18 protein-coding genes are annotated in these 19,868 nt (G+C 65.9%); 10 read left to right on the plus strand and 8 right to left on the minus strand.

What is annotated here, in order from left to right:
- Nucleotides 1-25 precede the first annotated feature (25 nt).
- A complete protein-coding gene (locus DC347_RS04770) occupies nucleotides 26-247 on the minus strand; it encodes a hypothetical protein (RefSeq protein ID WP_018761324.1) in 222 nt (73 codons plus the stop codon).
- Between the two features lie 162 nt (nucleotides 248-409).
- Here DC347_RS04770 and DC347_RS04775 point away from each other — a divergent pair, with 162 nt between their 5' ends.
- From DC347_RS04775 to DC347_RS04795, 5 genes are all read left to right on the plus strand, one after another.
- Nucleotides 410-712 carry a DUF4193 domain-containing protein gene (locus DC347_RS04775; RefSeq protein WP_018761323.1) on the plus strand — a complete coding sequence of 101 codons (303 nt, stop codon included), beginning with the start codon at nucleotides 410-412 and terminating at the stop codon, nucleotides 710-712.
- A gap of 160 nt (nucleotides 713-872) precedes the next feature.
- A complete protein-coding gene (locus DC347_RS04780; RefSeq protein ID WP_018761322.1) occupies nucleotides 873-1,613 on the plus strand; it encodes a M50 family metallopeptidase in 741 nt (246 codons plus the stop codon).
- 30 nt (nucleotides 1,614-1,643) lie between these two features.
- A complete protein-coding gene (locus DC347_RS04785) occupies nucleotides 1,644-2,732 on the plus strand; it encodes a glutathione S-transferase family protein (protein ID WP_018761321.1) in 1,089 nt (362 codons plus the stop codon).
- Nucleotides 2,733-2,778: 46 nt separating this feature from the next.
- On the plus strand, nucleotides 2,779-3,888 hold the full coding sequence (locus DC347_RS04790) for an EstA family serine hydrolase (RefSeq protein WP_026264463.1): 1,110 nt from the start codon (nucleotides 2,779-2,781) through the stop codon (nucleotides 3,886-3,888).
- A gap of 92 nt (nucleotides 3,889-3,980) precedes the next feature.
- A complete protein-coding gene (locus DC347_RS04795; RefSeq protein ID WP_018761319.1) occupies nucleotides 3,981-5,033 on the plus strand; it encodes an aromatic acid exporter family protein in 1,053 nt (350 codons plus the stop codon).
- 21 nt (nucleotides 5,034-5,054) lie between these two features.
- Here DC347_RS04795 and DC347_RS04800 read toward each other — a convergent pair whose 3' ends face one another.
- Genes DC347_RS04800 through DC347_RS04810 form a run of 3 tightly spaced genes read right to left on the minus strand, consistent with a single transcriptional unit; the run spans nucleotide 5,055 to nucleotide 8,668 of the window.
- Entirely contained in the window at nucleotides 5,055-5,966 is a 912-nt protein-coding gene (locus tag DC347_RS04800; protein WP_018761318.1) for a MaoC/PaaZ C-terminal domain-containing protein, read from the minus strand.
- Nucleotides 5,963-7,303: a 3-oxoacyl-ACP reductase gene (locus DC347_RS04805; RefSeq protein ID WP_018761317.1), complete on the minus strand. Its 1,341-nt coding sequence runs from the start codon at nucleotides 7,301-7,303 to the stop codon at nucleotides 5,963-5,965. The genes DC347_RS04800 and DC347_RS04805 overlap by 4 nt, the downstream gene beginning before the upstream one ends.
- A 9-nt stretch (nucleotides 7,304-7,312) precedes the next feature.
- Nucleotides 7,313-8,668 (minus strand): acetyl-CoA C-acetyltransferase, encoded by a 1,356-nt coding sequence (locus DC347_RS04810; RefSeq protein WP_018761316.1) that lies wholly within the window; start codon nucleotides 8,666-8,668, stop codon nucleotides 7,313-7,315.
- Between the two features lie 61 nt (nucleotides 8,669-8,729).
- Here DC347_RS04810 and DC347_RS04815 point away from each other — a divergent pair, with 61 nt between their 5' ends.
- On the plus strand, nucleotides 8,730-9,458 hold the full coding sequence (locus tag DC347_RS04815) for a TetR/AcrR family transcriptional regulator (RefSeq protein WP_109044601.1): 729 nt from the start codon (nucleotides 8,730-8,732) through the stop codon (nucleotides 9,456-9,458).
- 1 nt (nucleotide 9,459) lies between these two features.
- Nucleotides 9,460-11,574, plus strand: a complete 2,115-nt coding sequence (locus tag DC347_RS04820; protein ID WP_109044602.1) for an acyl-CoA dehydrogenase — start codon at nucleotides 9,460-9,462, stop codon at nucleotides 11,572-11,574.
- A 94-nt stretch (nucleotides 11,575-11,668) separates the two neighbouring features.
- On the opposite strand, the gene glgA is transcribed toward DC347_RS04820, so the two are convergent.
- Nucleotides 11,669-12,874 carry a glycogen synthase gene (gene glgA, locus DC347_RS04825; RefSeq protein ID WP_026264462.1) on the minus strand — a complete coding sequence of 402 codons (1,206 nt, stop codon included), beginning with the start codon at nucleotides 12,872-12,874 and terminating at the stop codon, nucleotides 11,669-11,671.
- 101 nt (nucleotides 12,875-12,975) lie between these two features.
- Between glgA and glgC the strand changes: the two genes are divergently transcribed.
- The 3 genes from glgC to DC347_RS04840 all read left to right on the plus strand — a co-directional run bounded on the left by glgC (nucleotide 12,976) and on the right by DC347_RS04840 (nucleotide 16,416).
- Entirely contained in the window at nucleotides 12,976-14,388 is a 1,413-nt protein-coding gene (gene glgC, locus DC347_RS04830) for a glucose-1-phosphate adenylyltransferase (protein ID WP_018761312.1), read from the plus strand.
- An 87-nt stretch (nucleotides 14,389-14,475) separates the two neighbouring features.
- The gene (locus DC347_RS04835; RefSeq protein WP_109044603.1) at nucleotides 14,476-15,927 is read left to right on the plus strand and encodes an SDR family NAD(P)-dependent oxidoreductase; all 1,452 of its coding nucleotides are present in this window, start codon (nucleotides 14,476-14,478) and stop codon (nucleotides 15,925-15,927) included.
- Between the two features lie 18 nt (nucleotides 15,928-15,945).
- Entirely contained in the window at nucleotides 15,946-16,416 is a 471-nt protein-coding gene (locus tag DC347_RS04840; RefSeq protein WP_026264461.1) for a pyridoxamine 5'-phosphate oxidase family protein, read from the plus strand.
- A gap of 47 nt (nucleotides 16,417-16,463) precedes the next feature.
- On the opposite strand, the gene DC347_RS04845 is transcribed toward DC347_RS04840, so the two are convergent.
- From DC347_RS04845 to DC347_RS04855, 3 genes are read right to left on the minus strand one after another with little or no spacing between them, the layout of a single operon-like run.
- Nucleotides 16,464-17,315 (minus strand): transglutaminase family protein, encoded by an 852-nt coding sequence (locus DC347_RS04845; RefSeq protein WP_109044604.1) that lies wholly within the window; start codon nucleotides 17,313-17,315, stop codon nucleotides 16,464-16,466.
- Nucleotides 17,312-18,238 (minus strand): alpha-E domain-containing protein, encoded by a 927-nt coding sequence (locus DC347_RS04850; protein WP_018761308.1) that lies wholly within the window; start codon nucleotides 18,236-18,238, stop codon nucleotides 17,312-17,314. Before DC347_RS04850 ends, DC347_RS04845 begins: the two co-directional genes overlap by 4 nt.
- Before the next feature lie 60 nt (nucleotides 18,239-18,298).
- Nucleotides 18,299-19,855: a circularly permuted type 2 ATP-grasp protein gene (locus DC347_RS04855; RefSeq protein ID WP_109044605.1), complete on the minus strand. Its 1,557-nt coding sequence runs from the start codon at nucleotides 19,853-19,855 to the stop codon at nucleotides 18,299-18,301.
- Nucleotides 19,856-19,868 lie beyond the last annotated feature (13 nt).

The following is a 19,868-nucleotide window of genomic DNA, read 5'->3' on the forward strand; positions in this document are numbered from 1 at the left end:
CGTGTGCCCACCCGCCCACAAGCCGTCAGTGCGGATGCAACCTGCGGGGACGGGAATGGCGGTGGATACGCGAACCGGCCACGGCAGGCCGGTACTCGATCCGACGTTTCTCCGTCCGGACATCACGCCGTTCCTGGCGCCGCGCTTTGCGTTCCGGACGGTCAATGGCGGACAGGATGGTCAGCGTCACCGCCATCCACAGGAGTGCGGTCCCCAACACCAAAGCGATCTCCAGCTCCGTGCTCATAGTCCCAATTTTAGGGCCCCACGGCTCCGGCTGACCCTGCGCAGATCCACATCGAAGCCGCCTAAATCCACAGCGTCCGCGGCGCTTCCTATTGGGGAATACGGGCCGGATGCTGTACGTTTCATACCCGACAGCCAATCAAAGAAAAGAGAAGCACCTAAAGTGGCAACCGATTACGATGAACTGCGTTCCGACGTCAAGGAATCGCAGGACAACTCACTTGAGCAGCTCCAGTCAGCAAATGCTCCCGACGCCCGCAGTGTTGTGCAGGAGTTGGACGAAGCTGACGGGCTGGACGGCGCCGGCGTCCCTGGCGGCGAATTCGTCGCTGAGGAACTCGTAGTCCAGGTCATTCCGCAGGCAGAGGACGAATTCACCTGCTACTCCTGTTTCCTGGTCCGGCACCGGTCCCAGATTGCGCGCCAGAAAGACGGCCACAGCTACTGCACTGAGTGCGAAGGCTAGGAAGAAACAGTTCCGGGCAAAACACCTGGACCCTCGTGAAAACCATCCGGAAGGCACGCCGCACAAGGCGTGCCTTCCGGTTTTAAGCGTTCACCCAGACAAAGTGGGTAACGTGCCGTCAAGGAACTTACGACGACGACCCGGCAGCCAGGAGGCAGCGTTGGACAGCCCAGCTGGCGTATGGAACACCTTCGCGGCGGCCTTCTCCCAGGCACCCGTGCCCAACATCACCTGGGTAGAGATGTTGCTGTCCCTGGCAGCAGCCACGGCGCTGTCCATCCCGCGCCGTTCCTGGCGCTACTTTGGACTCCTTGCCACCGCAACTCACGAACTGGGCCACGCGGTTGCCGCCGTAACCTCGGGCCAGCGGCTGTCCGGGATCCGGCTCCGTCTGGACCACTCCGGAACAACGACTGCCTACAGCCGGAGCCGTGTTGCCGCTGCCTGGTCGTGTTTCTGGGGCTATCCGGTCCCGGCACTCGTTGGTGCGGCGTTCGTGTGGTGCGGAGTCACCGGGTGGGGTGCCGCAGCCATGGCGGCAAGCGTGGTGGTCCTGGCCGCGTCAATACTGTTCCTTCGCAACCTTGCCGGATTCCTCATCACCCTGACCGCCATGGCCGGCGCCGCTGCCCTCACGTTCCTGGCAACGGCCTCGGCTGCCGGACATGCCGCCGTCATCTTCGGCCTCGCCTTGCTCGTGGCCGCAGTCCGGGACCTGGCCAAACTCACCCACGTCCACCTCCGGCGTCGCGACCGCCTGGAAAGTTCCGACGCATACCTGCTGTACCGCGCCACCTCCGTGCCGTCCGCCGTCTGGATCACCATCTTCAGCGCGCTCGTGGCCGGCTCATGGCTTGCGGCCTGGCTGCCCGTCTCCCGGATCCTGCTTGGCGGCGCCTGAATTGTTGAGCCGGACGCATACGCTAGTGCCATGAGCCAGGAAACCGACAGCAGTCCCACAGCGACGGACCACAGCACCGAGCACAGCACCCGAGGCGCATATGTGACCGGCGGTGCGGAGTTCACCCGTGACACCAACTACATCGAAGACCGCATCACCAGGGATGCCGCCCCCGGCAGCAACGGTGAACCCGGCTGGCCGGTGGAAGCGGGACGGTACCGGCTCATTGCCGCCAGGGCTTGCCCGTGGGCCAACCGAACGGTCATAGTCCGCAGGCTGCTGGGCCTTGAAGACGTCATCTCACTGGGCCAGCCCGGACCTACCCACGATGCCCGGTCCTGGACGTTCGACCTCGATCCCGGTGGCGTTGATCCCGTCCTGGGCATTGAGCGCATCCAGGAGGCCTATTTCAAGCGTTTCCCTGACTATCCGCGGGGCATCACCGTCCCCGCCGTCGTGGATATACCAACCGGCGAAGTCGTGACCAACAACTTCCCGCAGATCACGCTCGACTTTTCCACCGAATGGGTGGATTTCCACCGGCCGGGCGCACCGGAACTCTACCCGGAGCACCTCCGCGGGGAGATCGACCGGATCAACAAGCGCGTCTTCACCGAAGTCAACAACGGCGTCTACCGCTGCGGTTTCGCCGGTTCGCAGGAGGCCTACGACGCCGCGTACGACCGGCTCTGGACGGCCCTGGACTGGCTCGAAGAGCGGCTCTCGCGCCAGCGGTACCTCGTCGGCGATACCATCACCGAAGCGGACGTCAGGCTCTTCACCACGCTGGCCCGCTTCGACGCCGTTTACCACGGCCACTTCAAGTGCAACCGGCAAAAGCTCAGTGAGATGCCCGCGCTCTGGGGCTACGCCCGGGACCTGTTCCAAACTCCGGGCTTCGGTGATACCACCGATTTCGTCCAGATCAAGCAGCATTACTACATCGTCCACGAGGACATCAACCCCACCGGGATCGTGCCGAAGGGGCCGGACCTGGCTGGCTGGCTGACCCCGCATGGCCGCGAAGCGCTTGGCGGCCGGCCTTTCGGGGACGGCACACCGCCGGGTCCGGTACGGCCGGGCGAAGAAGTGGCTGCCGGACACGGAGCCGTGGGCTAGTCCGCAAAGCCCGGGCAGGAAATCGCTTTCCCCTACGCTGGGAGGCATGCTGACTTCCCTTGGCTTCGTCGCCCCCGGATACGAGAACGTGCTGGCCTTGTTCGAGACCCTGCTCGCTGAGGACCCCCGGTACAGCGCCCAACTGGCGGCCTACCAGGGATCCCGGCAGGTGGTCCGGCTGACTGGAGGCCCGGACATGGCGCCGGACACCCTGACGGGGGCGTACTCCTGTTCAAAGGGCGTCGGTGCGATGGTCATCGCACTGCTGGTCCAGGACGGCCTCCTCGATTTGGACCGTCCGGTGGCCCACTACTGGCCGGAGTTCGCCGCCCACGGCAAAGACAGGCTGCTGGTCCGGGAAGCCCTGTCCCATCAGGCCGGATTATTGGGTATCGACGGCGGGTTCGGGCTCACCGAGTTCACCACGCCCGAGGCTGCGGCGCGGCTCGCCGCGTTACCGCCCCTCTGGGAGCCGGGGCGGCAGTTCGGATATCACGCCCTCACTATTGGAATTCTGATGGAGGAGCTGTGCCGACGCACCGCCGGCGAGCCATTGCAGGCTGTCTACGAAGCAAGGATCCGCGCGCCCCACGGCGTGGACTTCTTCCTCGGCCTGCCGGAAGAACTGGAACCGCGGTACCGGGACGTCCTCTACCAGGACACCCCCGACCAGGGATGGGTGGACCCGCTGAGCCTGGAAGGGATTAACGGCAACGCACCCGTCAGCACCATCATGGAGCTGCCGAACATCCGCGCAGTCCGGGCAGCAGGCATGTCCGCGGCCGGAGGAGTGGGATCCGCCGAGGGGCTGGCCCGCCTCTACGCCGCCGCAACCACCGGCGTCGACGGCGGCCGTCCCTTCCTCGAGGCCACAACCATCGAAGCAATGTCACGGGAACAGGTGTGGGGCCTTGACCGGTCCTCTGGGCTCGATAATGCGTTCGCCGTCGTCTTCATGAAACCGCACCCGTCAAGGAACTTCGGCAGCCACCGCGCATTCGGGCATGAGGGAGCGAACGCTGCCCTTGGCTTTGCGGATCCCTCCTACGCCCTTGGCTTCGGATATGTCCCCCGCCGCCAGGAGGAAGGGCGGACCCCGGGCAGGGCCCACCGGCTGGCCTCCGAAGTGCGGCGTTCCGCGGCCGGCTTGTCCTGACGGGATGCCGGCCTTACTGTGGCCGGATGGGCAATACTCAAGCACGACCGGACGCACGGTGGGCTCGGGGGACCCAACTTCTCAAACAATCGGTGGAAGGAATTTCCGCTGCCTTTGCAGCGCAACGGCTGCAACTGGCGGCGAAAGCCGCGCTCGCAGCGGGCCTGGCTTTCACGATCGCTCCGCTGATGCCCGGGGCGGCGTCGCACTACACGTATTATGCGCCGCTGGGCGCCCTGGTGGCCATGTACCGCAACGTCGCGGGCTCGGTCCGGAACGGACTCCAGGCCATCGCAGGACTTGCGGTGGGGATCGGTTTGGCGTTCATCCTGGTCAGCATTTCCGATCCCTCACCGTTGACGGTGGCTCTCTTCATGGGCGTCGGAGTGCTGTTGGGCGGGCTGCCAGGCATCGGCTCCGGCAGTGACTGGATTCCAACGGCCGCGCTCCTGGTCCTGCTGGTCGGCGGCAGGAATGCCGAGGACTTCTCCTACGGCTACCTCCTGCAAATGGCCGCTGGAGTGGCAGTGGGCATCGCCGTGAACTTCCTGATCTTTCCACCCCTGCACCTGAACGCGGCCGCCACCAGCCTGGCCGAACTCAGGCGCGCCCTTGGCAGGCAACTGACCGACATGGGTGCGGCCCTGACGGAAAAATGGCCGCCGGAACACGAGGAATGGTCGCGCAGGTCGGAGGAGCTGTCCGACGCGGCAAGATCGGTACGCCACCTGGTCAAGGAAGCTGATGCCAGCCGGCGCGCCAACCCGCGGCGAAAGCTGCATCCGAGGGACATCGACCAGGACTACCGCGAGTTGCAGAACCTGGAGCAGGTGACATTCCATATCCAGGACATGACCGATGTTCTTTCCGACGTGATCTGGAACAACGACCTGCCGTATGAGATTCCCCTCGAGGACACCGAACCCCTGGCCGCTGCGATCACGGCCACTGGAGAATTGCTGTCTATCGATGTCGAAGGTGAAGACAACAATCACCAGGACCGCTATGCCGCGGCCAAGGCGGCAGTGGAAGCCTGCATGGCCGCCACCACCGCCAGGCAAGCCGAGGAGGGCACCGTCCCGGCCTCCGAATCGGTCCTCCTGAGCCTGCACCGCATCCTGCGCGCCGCCAAGCCGAAGGACTGATCCGGCGCACCGTCATACTGCCTAAAGCGCTGAGACTGTGCCGTGGAAGTGGCGCCGCCCCGAACGTGGGTTCCAGGCCACATAGCGCGAATGTTTCCACGCACCGGACGAGGCCTGGTCCGTGCTGATCTCCAAAGCCACCCGGCACGGCAGGAAAACCGGCGCTTCAAACTCCACGTCCCAGCTGAAGGCGTCGCCCCGGGCGGGACCGACGTCGGCGAGCGCACGCGAGGCGAGGTACATTCCGTGGGCTATCGACCGGCGCATCCCCAGCGCCTTGGCCGAGAGGACGCTCAGGTGGATTGGATTAAAGTCACCTGACACGGCGGCGTACGCCCGTCCTGTGTCCACCCCCAAGTGCCACAGCGCCGTCGGTGCCGGAGCAGTGAATTCCGGTTTCGGCGCCGCGGCGGTTGGTTTGTCGATGCCGGGAAGGAACAACCCCTTGGCCAGGTAGGTGGAAACTCCGCGCCAGTGAATGTCCGCCGAGCCCGCGCGTCGCACCTCAGCCACGACGTCCACCTGCGTCCCTGCCCGGTGGCCTCGAAGATTTTCCACCCTGGCGGTCATGTCAAGCACGTCCGTGAAGACCAACGGCGTCCTCTGCTCGACGCTGTTGCGCAGGTGGATCATCCCCAGCAGCGGCAGCGGGAAGTCGTCGCGGTTCATGACGCTCATGGCGAGGGGAAAGGCCAGGGCATGGATGAAGCCGGCAGGCAGGACGTCACTGGCGGTCTCACCAATGAGGTGCTGGTACGCCGTGAGGTTTCCAACGTCCACGGTGACGCCCCTGACGTCGTGGCTCTCGGCCGGAAGATCGGCGGAATCATGCGTTCCCAGGAGCCTGCGCCGTGCTGCCTGGGCGGCGGCGTTGACATACAGCTTGGACAGCGAGGGCATCTCCGCCAGGATCACTGGTTGCTGGAGTGTCATGCCCCCACCAGGTTTTGACCGCACACCCGCAACACCTCCCCGTTGATACCACCTGCGGCGTCGCTGGCCAGGAAGGCAATGGTTTCCGCCACGTCCGCGGGAAGGCCTCCCTGTTGCAGCGAGTTGAGCCGGCGCGCCACCTCACGGACCGCAAAAGGGATCCGCGCAGTCATCTCGGTCTCAATGAACCCGGGCGCGACGGCATTGATGGTGCCGCCACTGGCGGCGAGCAGCGGTGCCGTGGCCCGCACCATTCCCATCACGCCTGCTTTGGAGGCGGCGTAGTTGGTTTGGCCCCTGTTGCCGGCAATGCCACTCGTGGAGGCAACTGACACGATCCGCGGTGACGAGCGGAAGTGGTCCGCGGCGAGGAGGGCTTCGTTGATCCGAAGCTGGGCTGCGATGTTGATGTTGATGACCGAGTTCCACCGGGAATGGTCCATGTTGGCCAGCAGTTTGTCCCGGGTAATCCCGGCATTGTGCACCACGATATCCAGGCGGCCATGCCGCTGCGCTGCATGCTCAAGGATCCGCGCCCCGGCGTCTGCGCCGCTGATGTCCAGCTGCAGCGCCGTACCCCTCACCTCGTTGGCCACGGCCGCCAGCTGGTCACCCGCCGCCGGAATGTCAACCAGGACCAGCATGGCACCGTCGCGGTGCAGGGTCCGGGCAATCTGCGCGCCGATACCCCTGGCTGCGCCTGTCACCACAGCGACCTTGCCCTCCAGCGGCCGGTCTGTGTTGGCGGGAAGCGCACCGTCCGGGGAAGAGACCGTCAGGAACTGCCCGTCAACAAATGCCGAGCGGCTGGAAAGGAAGAACCTGATGGCGCCCAGTGCGCTGGGACTCGTGGTGGTGGTGCCGTCCGAGAGGAGGACACCGTTGGCCGTGGCGCCCGCCCGCAACTCTTTGGCCAGGGAACGCAGGAAACCATCCACGCCCTGGCGGGCAGCCGCTGCTGCAGGGGAAGAAACGCCCGCCGCGGGCCGGGACACCGTAATGACCCGACCTCCGGCCCGCAGGTCCCGCAACGAACCTGCGGCGGAGAGTACCGGCTGTTCCAAATCCGCGGGATGCTCCAGCTCGTCGAGGACCAGGATGATGGCGCCCAGCTTTTCGGCCGGAACGGCGTGCCTCCGGACATCGAGGTCCCACGACAGCAGTTCGGTGGCGAGGCTGTCCGCCGCAGGACTGTTTCCGACAACGACGACCGGGCCAACGACCAGCGGTTGTCCTGGCTGGTAGCGCCGAAGCACTGCGGGCTGCGGGAGTCCGAGCTTTCTGGCCAGGTTGCGGCCCGCGCCGCTGTTGACCAGCCGGGTATATGTATCCGTCATGACTGCCCCCTACACCGATTCCAGGATCGCGACGACGCCCTGGCCACCTGCCGCGCACACAGACACCAGGCCGCGGACGGGCCGGCCCTCCGCGTCCGCCTTGGCGTGCAGCATCTTGGCCAGCGAACTAACGATCCGTCCGCCGGTGGCGGCGAAGGGATGACCCGCCGCGAGCGAAGATCCGTTGACGTTGAGGCGTGAACGGTCGACGCTGCCGAACGCGCCGTCAAGCCCGAGACGGGTCCGGCAGAATTCCTCGTCCTCCCATGCGGCCAGCGTGCTGAGGACCGTGGCGGCGAAGGCTTCATGGATTTCGAAGAAGTCGAAGTCTCCCAGTGTCAGGTTCTGCCTGGCCAGGAGCCGCGGCACGGCGAAGACCGGGGCCATCAACAGGCCATCCTTGCCGTGTACAAAGTCCACTGCTGCGGCTTCGGCGTCCACCACGGCGGCGAGTTTGGGCAGGTCGCGGGCATCGGCCCAGTCGTCGGAGGCAAGAAGGACGGTTGAGGCGCCGTCGGTCAACGGGGTGGAGTTGCCTGCTGTCATGGTGGCGCCGGCGCCCAGGTTCCTGCCGAACACCGGCTTCAGCGATGCCAGTTTTTCCAAGGAAGTATCAGCGCGGAGGTTGGCGTCCCGCGTCAGTCCCCGGTAGGGAGTCAGCAGGTCGTCGAAGAAGCCTGAATCATAGGCGGCTGCGAGGTTACGGTGGCTGTTCAGTGCCAGTTCGTCCTGCGCTTCGCGGGAAATCTGCCACTGCGCCGTGGTCAGCGCCTGGTGCTCCCCCATGGACAGACCGGTGCGCGGTTCCGCGGTACCGGGCGCCAGCGGCGCCAGGTCCTTTGGCCGGAGGCGGCTCAGGATCTGGAGCCGCTGTGGAAGCGACTTGGCGCGGTTGAGGTCAAGGATGATGTCGCGGAGCCCCTCGCTGACCACCACGGGGGCATCAGAGGCTGAGTCCACGCCGCCGGCGATGGCGGAATCGATCTGTCCAAGCTTGATCTTGTTGGCCAGCCCCACCACGGTTTCGAGACCGGTGGCGCATGCCTGCTGGAGGTCGTACACCGGGGTTTCGGCGGACAGTGCAGACCCCAGGACGGCTTCCCGGGTGAGGTTGAAGTCCCTGGAGTGCTTCAGGACGGCTCCTGCGGCAACCTGTCCGATCCGTTCGTCCTGGAGGCCGAACCGTGCGATCAGGCCGTCAAGGGCTGCGGTCAGCATGTCCTGGTTGGAGGACTTTGCGTAGGCGCCGCCGGCGCGCGCGAAGGGAATCCTGTTGCCGCCAACAATCACCGCCCTGCGCGGCGCAGAAACTGCTGGTCGAACTGATTCGTCAGGTGCTGGCGTGGACTGTCCGTCGATGGACATGGGTGGCTCCTCTGCTCACATGCGGTTACCGATACCCAGCGTACCTGATACGCTGAGTATCGTGAACTTCCACACTTCCATCCTTCCGCTTACCGTCGAGCTCCCGCCTGCCGCCAGTTCAGACGGCCGCTCGGCACGCTGGCAGAGTCACCGCGAGGAACGCCGCCGGGAGCTGATCAAGCAGGCCCGCAGAGCGGTCCATGCCCTCGGAAGCGATGCGTCCATGGAGGAGATCGCCACCGCGGCAGGAACCTCCAAGTCTGTTTTCTACCGCTACTTCGGGGACAAAGCCGGCCTGCAACAGGCGGTGGGGGAAGTGGTCCTGAGCCAGATGCAGAACCGCATCAAGGAAGCCGCGCAGAGTGCCGTGACGCCGCGGGAAGGCTTGCTCGCGATGGTCTCGGCCTACCTGCAGATGGCGGACACCAGCCCCAGCGTCTATGCATTCGTCACCAGCTACACCCCCGCCGAACCCACGGAACCCACATCTCCCGCGACGTCGGCCGGCGCCCTGGGCCACTTCTTCGATGCCATTGCGGACATGATCGCTGCGCCCATGCGCTCCCATCTGGGTGATGTGGGGGAAACGGTCATCGGGTTCTGGCCCCGGGCCGCGATCGGCCTGGTACGGAACGCTGGAGAGCAATGGCTCAACACTCCGGACTCCCCCACCAAGCCCAGCCAGGAAGCCATGGCCCGCCACATTACGGCGTGGCTGTGTGTTGGCATAGCACCCGAACTCACCCCCGCCCCACCGACCACCAAGTTATCCGCCAAAGAAGGACTGTGACATGACTGACGTAGTGGACCGCACCGCCCGAAAAGGGCTCCGCTCCCCGGCAACCCCGGCAGCCAACCCCGTAGCCGACTCCCCTGCACCCGCCGTCGACGTCGCGGCCCTGGGCCGGCAGCTCCTGGGAAAGTGGGCCGATGTCCGGCTCCAAGCCCGGGACCTGGCTGCACGGCCGGAACTGCACAAGGTCGAAGGCCTGACACATACGGACCATCGCCAGCGGGTATTCGGCCAGCTGCAATACCTCGTGGACAACAACGCCGTCCACCGCGCATTCCCGGCGGAACTGGGCGGCTCCGACGACCACGGCGGAAACATCGCCGGGTTCGAGGAACTCGTGGTGGCGGATCCTTCACTGCAGATCAAGGCCGGGGTCCAGTGGGGGCTGTTCGGGTCGGCCGTCATGCACCTGGGCACGGCCGAACACCACGCCAAGTGGCTGCCGGGCATCATGAGCCTGGCCATCCCCGGTTGCTTCGCCATGACGGAAACAGGGCACGGCTCGGATGTTGCCAGCATCGCCACCACGGCCACCTATGACCCGGATACCGAGGAATTCATCATCCACACCCCGTTCCGTGCAGCGTGGAAGGACTATATCGGCAACGCTGCCACGGACGGACTGGGAGCAGTGGTGTTCGCCCAGCTTGTCACCAGGGGAGTCAACCACGGCGTCCACGCACTCTATGTTGACCTCCGGGACCCGGACACCAAGGAGTTCCTGCCCGGCATCGGCGGCGAGGATGATGGCATCAAGGGCGGCCTGAACGGGATCGACAACGGCCGCCTGCACTTCACGAACGTCCGCGTCCCGCGCACCAACCTCCTGAACCGGTACGGCAACGTGGACGCCGATGGCGCCTACACGTCCCCCATTGCGAGTCCCGGCCGCCGCTTCTTCACGATGCTGGGAACGCTGGTCCAAGGCCGCGTGTCCCTGGACGGCGCTGCCGTTGCCGCGTCCAAGCTGGCGTTGAAGGCGGCCATCCAGTACGCCACCGAACGCCGCCAGTTCAACGCTTCGTCCCACACCGACGAGGAAGTCCTGCTGGACTACCAGCGGCACCAGCGGAGGCTTTTCACCCGCCTCGCCACCACCTATGCTGCCGGCTTTGCCCATGAACAGCTGCTGCAGAAGTTCGACGACGTCTTCTCCGGCGCGCACGACACCGACGCGGACCGCCAGGACCTCGAAACCCTGGCGGCGGCGCTCAAGCCGCTGAGCACCTGGCACGCGCTGGATACCCTGCAGGAGTGCCGGGAGGCATGCGGCGGTGCCGGATTCCTGATCGAGAACCGGTTCGCCTCGCTCCGGGCCGACCTTGACGTCTATGCCACGTTCGAGGGCGACAACACCGTGCTGCTGCAGCTTGTGGCCAAGCGCCTGCTCGCCGACTACGCCAAGGAGTTCCGGAACGTGGACTTCGGCGTGCTGGCGCGCTACGTGGTAAACCAGGCGGCCGGCGCCGCGGTCCACCGCACCGGCCTGCGCCAGGTGGCGCAGTTCGTGGCGGACACCGGGTCGGTCCAGAAGGCTGCAATCGCCCTCCGCGACGAGGAAGGCCAGCGCGCGCTCCTGACCGACAGGGTGCAGACCATGGTGGCTGAGGCGGGTGCCGCACTCAAGGGCAGCAAGCGCCTCTCGCTGGACAAGGGCGCAGCCTTGTTCAACAGGCACCAGAACGAGCTTATCGACGCTGCCCAGGCACACGCCGAGCTGCTGCAGTGGGAGGCCTTTACCGAGGCGCTCCAGCAGGTGGCCGACCCGGGCACCAGGAAGGTCCTGACCTGGCTGCGGGACCTCTTTGGCCTGTCCCTGATCGAGAAGAATCTGTCCTGGTACCTCATGAACGGCCGCCTCTCCATGCAGCGGGCACGGACAGTGGGCGGCTACATCAACCGGCTGCTGGAGAAGATCCGTCCCCACGCCGTGGACCTGGTGGACGCTTTCGGCTACGGGGAGGACCATGTCCGCGCCGCCATCGCCACGGGTGCCGAAAAGGTGCGCCAGGACGAGGCCCGTGCGCACTTCCGGAATGAGCGTGCCAGTGGCCAGGCTCCGGTGGACGAGAAGGTCCTGATCGCTAAGACCGCGGCCGGCCGCAACGGCTGAGACACACCGGCCGCCCCCTCGGGTGGCATAACGACGACGGCGCCGCTCCCCTTCCACGGGGGGGCGGCGCCGGCGTCGTTTCTGCGTGGAACGCTCAGCTGGTGGCGGGCAGCACCGAACGGTAGACCTCAAGGGTGGTCTCGGTGATGGATTCCCAGGAGAAGTGTTTTTCGGCACGTTCCCGGCCGGCCTGTCCCATGGCACGGGCACGCTCGGGATCTGACACCACTTCGGTGAGCGCTGCTGCGAACTCCTTGACGAACTTCTCCGGATCCAGCGGCGTTCCGGTACCGTCGGTCACCTGCTCCAGGTCCACCAGGAGCCCGGTCGTGCCGTGCTCCACCACTTCGGGGATGCCGCCGGTGGCGCTGGCGACCACGGCTGCCCCGCAGGCCATCGCCTCGAGGTTGACGATTCCGAGGGGTTCGTAGATGGAGGGGCACGCGAACGCTGTGGCGTGGCTGAGCACCTGGATCAGCTCATGGCGCGGCAGCATCCGCTCGATGAGGACAACGCCCGTGCGCTGCTTCTGCAGGTCCTCGATCAGTGCGGCGGTTTCCGCTGCCAGCTCGGGGGTGTCGGCCGCGCCCAGGCACAGGACCAGCTGAACGTCGGCGGGAAGCTTCGCGGCGGCCCGCAGGAGGTAGGGGACGCCCTTTTGCCGCGTGTTTCTTCCCACAAAAACGACGCTTGGTTTGGCTGGATCGATGCCCAGGGCGCGGACGGCGTCGTCATTCTCGTCACGCTGCCACAGCGCAACATCGATGCCGTTGTGGACCACCCGGACCTTCTCCGGGTCCACGTTGGGGTAGCTGCGCAGGATGTCCTGCCGCATGCCCTCCGAAACGGCGATGATGGCGGCCGCAGCTTCGTACGCCGTCTTCTCCACCCAGGACGAAAGGGCGTAGCCACCGCCGAGCTGCTCAGCCTTCCAAGGACGCAGCGGCTCGAGGCTGTGGGCACTGAGAACGTGCGGAATTCCGTGAAGCAGCGACGCCAGATGCCCCGCCATGTTGGCGTACCAGGTGTGCGAATGGACCACGTCGGCGCCTTGGACATCCGGCACGATGCGGAGGTCCACGCCCAGGGTCTGGACCGCGGCATTGGCCCCGCCGAGGTCCTCCGGCACCTGGTAGGACGTCACCGTCGCCCCGTGGTAGTCAGCGTCCCGCGGCGCCCCGAAAGCACGAACCTGCAGGTCAACATGCTTACTAAGCACCCTGCTCAATTCGGCGACGTGCACCCCGGCGCCACCGTAGATCTCCGGCGGAAACTCTTTAGTCACAATGTCTATACGCACAAGACCCAAGGTAGTCCTTCACGCATAACTGTTCTAGTGTGAAGGAGTCCGGGTGCACCGGACTGTCTTGGGAGTTACGAAGGCGTACAGGAGCGACCACCATGCCGTTAAATAAGAAAGTCCTGGCCATTGTCCTCGCAGGCGGCGAGGGAAACAGGCTGATGCCACTGACGGCAGACCGGGCCAAACCCGCCGTGCCCTTTGCCGGCAGCTACCGCCTTATCGATTTCGCGTTATCCAACCTTGTGAATTCCCGCTACCTGCAGATCGTCGTCCTGACCCAGTACAAGTCGCACAGCCTTGACCGCCACATCTCCGAGACCTGGCGCATGTCCACCCAGTTGGGCAACTACATCGCTTCCGTTCCCGCCCAGCAGCGCGTGGGCAAGAGCTGGTTCCTTGGCAGCGCCAACGCCATCTACCAATCCCTGAACCTCATCCATGACGCCAACCCCGACATCGTCGTCGTGGTCGGCGCGGACCACGTCTACCGCATGGACTTCGCCCAGATGGTGGCCCAGCACGTCCACAGCGGCGCCAAGGCCACGGTCGCGGCCGTACGGCAGCCGCTGCACATGGCCGATCAGTTCGGCGTCATCGAAGTGGACCAGAACGACTCCCAGAAGATCGCCGCGTTCGTCGAAAAGCCGGCCAGCACGCCGGGCCTGGCCGCGGACCCTTCCCAGTTCCTGGCTTCCATGGGCAACTACGTATTCGACGCTGACGCCCTGGTGGCAGCCCTGCATGTAGATGCCGAGCGGCTGGACACCAAACACGACATGGGCGGCGACATCATCCCCTACTTCGTCAACCGTGGTGAAGCCGGTGTCTACGACTTCACGCTCAACGACATTCCCGGCTCCACCGACCGTGACCGCACCTACTGGCGCGACGTGGGCACCATCGACTCCTTCTACGACGCCCATATGGACCTCATCTCCCCGATGCCGGTGTTCAACCTCTACAACTCCGAGTGGCCCATCTACACCCGGCAAAGCATCTCGCCGCCCGCGAAGTTCGTCCGGGGCGACAACAACACGGTGGGAACGGCCCTGGACTCGATCGTGGCCAGCGGCGTGGTCATCTCCGGCGGCATCGTTGAAGGCTCCGTCCTTTCCAACGACGTCTACGTGGCCACGAGCGCCAGGATCACGGACTCGGTCCTGATGGACAAGGTTCAGGTTGGAGCGGGCGCCGTGATCAACCGGGCCATCCTGGACAAGAATGTCAAGGTGCCGGCAGGGGCTGCCATCGGCCTGGACCCGGACCTGGACCGGGCGCGTGGTTTCAAGGTCACCGAATCCGGCATCACCGTCCTGGCCAAAGGCCAGCAGGTACCGGAACCCGGCGACGACGAACGGCAGCTGGCCGCCCAACACCTGGGGCTCATGCCAAACGCCGTCAAGGCTGCGGCTGACCGGTACCCCGAGGTCCGCGAGACCGTGGGCAAGGTGGCCGGAACGCACGCGGCCGCCGCGGCGCAGGCCTCACCGGACGGCGCCAGGGTCTCCTGACCTAGTACTGACGGCAAGAGCATACGGCGCGGCCCGGAGCACCTGGACGGTCCTCCGGCCCGCGCCGTACGCTGTAAAATTTGGCTAATGAGCTCCCCCGATCTGACCCCTGAGGAAATCCAGGCCTGCCTCAAGGTCCTGAATACGATCCACGCGTACGACGAGGAGCACCCCGACTACGTTTCGGTGCGCCGCGCCACCGGCAAGATGTTCAAGGCCGTCAAGCGCCACCGCAGGGTCACCAAGCGCGATTCCATTGCCGAAGCCGACCGGGCAGTCATCGCCCAGACCGCCACCGCTGCCCCGGACCGGATCGACGACGAAACCCGCGGCAACAAACTGGCTCCGTCCGCCACCGGAAACATCGCCGGCCACCTCATCCGGTCACGCCCGTGCTACATCTGCAAGCAGCATTACACCCAGGTGGATGCCTTTTACCATCAGCTCTGCCCCGAATGCGCGGCCTTCAGCCACAGCAAGCGCGACGCACGCGTTGACCTCACCGGCCGGCGTGCGCTGCTCACCGGCGGCCGCGCCAAGATCGGGATGTACATTGCCCTCCGGCTGCTCCGGGACGGTGCCCATACCACCATCACCACCCGCTTCCCCAAGGACGCCGCCCGCCGGTTCGCCGCCATGGAGGACAGCGCCGACTGGCTGCACCGGCTCCGGATCGTCGGCATCGATCTCCGTGATCCGGCCCAGGTGATGGCATTGACCGATTCGCTGGACGAGGCCGGGCCGCTGGACATCATCATTAACAACGCGGCGCAGACCGTCCGCCGGTCAGGCAACGCCTACAAGCCGCTGGTGGATGCCGAGGATGAGCCGTTGCCCCCAGCCCTGGAACACGCCAACGGTGGTCCCGAGTTGCTGACCTTCGGCCACGCCCATGACAAGCACCCCCTGGCCCTGGCCGGCAGCGTGACCGAACACCCGGTCCTGGCCGGCGATGCGATCACGTCGCTCGCCCTGTCCACCGGCTCGGCGTCACTGGAACGGATTGCGTCCGGGACGGCCATCGACGCCGGGGGGCTGGTCCCGGACCTGGCCACCATCAACAGCTGGACCCAGGTGGTGGACGAAGTGGATCCGCTGGAAATGCTCGAAGTCCAGCTCTGCAACGTCACGGCCCCGTTCCTGCTGGTCAGCCGCCTTCGCGGGGCCATGAAACGGTCCACGGCGCGACGAAAGTACATCGTGAACGTCTCCGCCATGGAAGGCCAGTTCTCCCGGGCCTACAAGGGGCCGGGACACCCGCACACCAACATGGCCAAGGCAGCGCTGAACATGATGACCCGCACCAGCGCCCAGGAGATGCTGGACACCGACGGCATCCTGATGACGGCCGTGGACACCGGGTGGATCACCGACGAACGGCCCCACTTCACCAAGGTCCGGCTCATGGAGGAAGGCTTCCACGCTCCCCTGGACCTGGTGGACGGCGCGGCCCGCGTCTATGATCCGATCGTCATGGGCGAAAACGGTGAGGACCAGTACGGTGTCTTCCTCAAGGACTACAAGCCCAGCCCCTGGTGATGGGCGTATGCTCACGGCATGAGCAACGAGTCATCAACCCAAGTGGAGAACCTGGAACACCACGATTGCTGGGCATTGCTGCGGACCGTCTCCGTGGGCAGGCTCGCGGTACTGGTGGACGGGCGGCCGGACATTTTTCCGGTCAACTACACAGTGGACGGGGGCACCCTGGTGTTCCGCACCGGCCAGGGCACCAAGCTCTCCGCCGCAACCGGTGAGGACGCCGCCGTCGCCGTGGAGGCAGACGGCGTGGACCCGGCCACTGGCCTGGCGTGGAGCGTGGTGATCAAGGGGACCGCCGCACTGGTCACCAGCACCGAGGAGGTCCTCGATACCTCCCGCCTCTACCTGTTCCCCTGGCAGGCAGGACGCAAGGATGCGTTCGTGCGCGTCACCCCGGAGTCCATGACCGGGCGCCGCTTCAAAGTCACCGATCCGATGACCTGGTGGACGCAGATCAGCAGTTCTGCCAGGTCAGCACCGGAATAGGACGACGCCGCCACCTCCCCCGGCCGCGAGGGCCGAGGGCGCCGTGGTCAGGCGAGCTGGGTGATCTCGACGCTTACGTTGAGGGCGGACCCGCCACCGCCGGACAGGATGCCCTTCAGCGGAGGCACGTCGCGGTAGTCCCGGCCACGCGCCACCGTGACGTGGAAGTCCCCGGCCGGTTTGTGGTTGGTGGGGTCCCAGCTGCGCCAGTCCCCGTCCCACCATTCCAGCCAGGCGTGCGACTGCCCGGCCACGGTTTCGCCGATCCCGGCACTGGACCGCGGGTGCAGGTAGCCGGAAACATACCGGGCCGGAATGCCGCAGCTCCGCAGTGCACCGATGGCAAGGTGGGCCAAGTCCTGGCAGACACCCTGGCGCTGGCCCCAAGCCTCTTCCGCATTGGTGGTGACGGCGGTGGAGCCGGACATATACGTCATCTCGCCCCGCATCCAGGCAAAGACCGCCATGGCCGCCTCGTGCGGGTTCTTGCCGGCCACCACGCCGGGAACGATGCCCAGGACTTCCTCACCGGGGCCGCTCAGCCGGGACTGCGGCAGCCAGTCGCTGAACGTGTTCAGGGTGTCCGGCGACGCCAGGACGTCCCAGCCCACGATATCCGCCTCGGTGGGGATCTTTTCCGCCCGGTGCACCTCCACGGTGATGTTGGAGACCACTTCGAGGTGGTCGTGCGGCATCTGCATGTCAAAGGCCGTCACCCGGGTGCCCCAGTAGTCACGGTAGGTGCTGACGGCTGCCTGGGACGGGGACACCTTGACCACGGATTCCAGCACTACCTGCTGGGAGTCCGTCAGCGGCGTCATCCGGGCTTCGTTGTAGGACAGCGTCACCCGCTTGTTGTATTTGTAGGCCGTCCTGTGGACGATGCTCAACCGGGTCATGACACTTCTCCCACCCAGGCAAGTTCGTCCGCCTGATTGAAGTACTTACGGGAAATGGCATCCGAGGCCTGGGACACCGCCTTCTGCACCCGCTCCATGTGCTCTGGCAGTTCGGACATGAGGTCATCCGTCCGGTGGAACTCGAGGAAGGTCCGGGCCTGGCCAACGATGCGGCGGGCGTCGTTGATGAAGCCAACCCGCTGCGCGGACGGATCCAACTTGGCAAGGCACTCGTCGGCGTCGCGCAGCGCGTAGACAATCGACCGCGGGAACAACCGGTCCAGGAGCAGGAATTCGGCCGCGTGCTGGTCGCCGAACGCTGCCCGCCGGGTCCGCAGGAACGATTCGTACGCACCGGCGCAGCGGAGCATGTTGACCCAGGACATGCCCGCAGAGAGCACGTCGCGGGTCGAGAGCATCCGGGCCGTCATGTCGGCGCGTTCCAGGGATCGGCCCAGGACCAGGAAGAGCCAGCTTTCGTCGTGGCTGACCGTGGTGTCGGCCAGGCCGCTGACCATGGCCGTCCGCTCCAGGGTCCAGTTGCAGAAGCGGTAGGTGCCCACCACATCCTTGCGGTGCTGGCTGAGCCCGTAGTATGTGGTGTTCAGGCTCTCCCACAAACCGGACGAGACGGTTTCCCTTGCACGGCGGGCGTTTTCCCGGGCTGCCCCGAGGGACCCGGCGATGGACGTGGCGCTCGTCTTGTCGTAGGCCAGGGCGTGCAGCAGTTCGGGCAGGCCAAAGTCTTCGCTTTGCGGCCGGGCTCCCATTACCGCCAGGAGTTCCTGGGCAACGCTTCGGCGTTCCTCCATCGGGAGGTGGTTCAGGCGCTCCAGGTGCACGTCGAGGATGCGGGCGGTGCCGTCCGCCCGCTCCACATAGCGGCCGATCCAAAACAAGGACTCGGCAATACGGCTAAGCATTCGCGGCTACCTCCTGCGCGTCCGGAACGTTGAAAGAAAAATGCCCGACGGCGGCGCGGCTCACTGCTGCTGCTCCGACTGGCGGTCCCGCCAGTTGCTTTCCACGGGCCACACGGAGACCCGCTCGCGGACCGTGACCGACTGGCGGGGAACAGTTTCCACCGGCATCTGGGGTGAATCGGCGAGGACCCAGGTGTCCTTGGATCCGCCGCCCTGGCTGGAATTGACGATCAGGGACCCTTCCTTCAGCGCCACCCGGGTGAGCCCGCCGGGGAGCACCCAGACATTCTCGCCGTCGTTCACGGCAAAGGGCCTCAGGTCCACGTGCCGGGGACCGAATTTGTCCCCGCCGAGGGTGGGAACGGTGGATAGCTGCAGCACGGGCTGGGCGATCCAGCCGCGCGGATCTGCGATGATCCGCTGGCGGAGGGCGTCCAGTTCATCTATGGAAGCGTCCGGGCCGATGACCAGTCCTTTGCCGCCGGACCCGTCCACCGGCTTGACCACCAGTTCGGCAAGGTTGTCCAGGGTGTACTCCCTGGCCTCCTTCTCCTCGAGGCGGAAGGTGTCCACGTTCGCGATGATGGGTTCCTCGCTGAGGTAGTAGCGGATCAGGTCAGGGACGTAACTGTAAACCAGTTTGTCGTCCGCCACGCCATTGCCCACGGCATTGGCGATGGTGACACCGCCGGCGCGGGCGGCGTTGACCAGGCCGGGGCAGCCGAGCATGGAATCGGAGCGGAATTGCAGCGGGTCCAGGAAGTCGTCGTCGATCCGCTTGTAGATGACGTCCACGCGCTGTTCGCCCGCGGTGGTGCGCATGTAGACACGGTTGCCGCGGCAGATGAGGTCGCGGCCTTCCACCAGTTCCACGCCCATGAGCCCGGCCAGGAGCGTGTGTTCGAAGTAGGCGCTGTTGAACACGCCGGGGGTGAGGACGACGACGGTGGGGTCGTCGACGCCGGCCGGCGCGGTCTTGCGCAGGGCCGAGAGCAGCCGGCGGGGATACTCCTCGACCGGCCTGATGAGCTGCTGGCCGAAGGCTTCGGGCAGGCCCTTGGCCATCGCGCGCCGGTTCTCCAGCACATAGCTCACGCCGGAGGGAACACGCACGTTGTCCTCCAGGACGCGGAACGTGCCGGCGGCGTCGCGGACGACGTCGATGCCGGAAATGTGGACCCGGACCCCGCCGGCCGGTTCAAAGCCGTGGACCTGGCGGTGGAAGTGTGCACTGGTGGTCACGAGCTGGCGCGGGATGACGCCGTCGGAGACCACCGTCATCTTGTCGTAGACGTCGTTCAGGAAAGCCTCGAGGGCGCGCACACGCTGGGCGACGCCGCGTTCCAGGACGCTCCACTCGGCGGCCGGGATGACGCGGGGAACGATGTCCAGCGGAAAGGGCCGTTCCTCGCCCGCGTAGTCGAACGTGACACCGCGGTCCAGGAAGGTGCGGGCCATCGAGTCCGCGCGCGCACTCACGTCCGCCAGCGAGAGCTTCCGGAGGGCGTCCGCCACCTGCCCGTACGAGTCCCTGGCCTGCTGGCCGGGGGCGAACATCTCGTCGTAGGCCCCGGTGCGGCCCGCGGCCTCGGAGTAATCCTGGAATAGGTCTGACATGTCCAATAGCCAA

Origin of the sequence: Pseudarthrobacter sp. AG30 (assembly GCF_003116525.1) — a bacterium.
GTDB lineage: Bacteria > Actinomycetota > Actinomycetes > Actinomycetales > Micrococcaceae > Arthrobacter.